Origin of the sequence: Amaricoccus sp. W119, from assembly GCF_047275745.1 — a bacterium.
Lineage (GTDB): Bacteria > Pseudomonadota > Alphaproteobacteria > Rhodobacterales > Rhodobacteraceae > Amaricoccus.
This window is the reverse complement of record NZ_JBKQWU010000230.1, coordinates 1-524: the sequence shown is the minus strand read 5'-3', so window position 1 is coordinate 524 and position 524 is coordinate 1. Positions and strand designations below refer to the sequence as shown.

Below are 524 nucleotides of genomic sequence, written 5' to 3'. Positions count from 1 at the left end.
GCGGCTTCGTTCTCCCGTTCAACCGATCGATCAGGTTCGATCGGGCCACGCCCAGGGTTTCGGCCGCGACCTTCACCGGAAATCGTCCTTCAGCGGCGACCGCGCGAGCAAGGTCGGTTTTTTTGACCGTGACTTGTCCAGCGCCTCGCGCAGGATCTCGACCTCCAGCGTCTTGCGGCCGAGCTGGCGTTCAAGCTCGCGGATACGGTCCTCCATCTGGCGGACGACCTTGTTGCTGGTGACGTCATCGTCCTCGGACACGGCGACACTTCCCCCTTCGAGCATGAGCCGGCGCCAACGATACAACAGGTTGGGCGCTACGCCATTCCGGCGCGCAACGACCGAAATGCTGGCCCGGTCGTCCAGCGCCTCCTCCACGATCCGAAGCTTCTCGGCGGCGGTCCAGCGGCGCCGACGGCCGCCATCAGTGATGATCTCTATCTCAGACATAAGCACGTGCTCAGGCATATGCCTAAGCCTCCATGGCTGTGCTCAAGTGTCCGGTCGAAACGGGGGCCAATTCA

General features: G+C 63.0%; 1 pseudogene. It reads right to left on the bottom strand.

The features are described 5' to 3' along the window. A pseudogene (locus tag ACLJK8_RS23165) lies at nt 1-468 on the bottom strand (transposase); the annotation flags it as partial. Nucleotides 469-524: the final 56 nt, after the last annotated feature.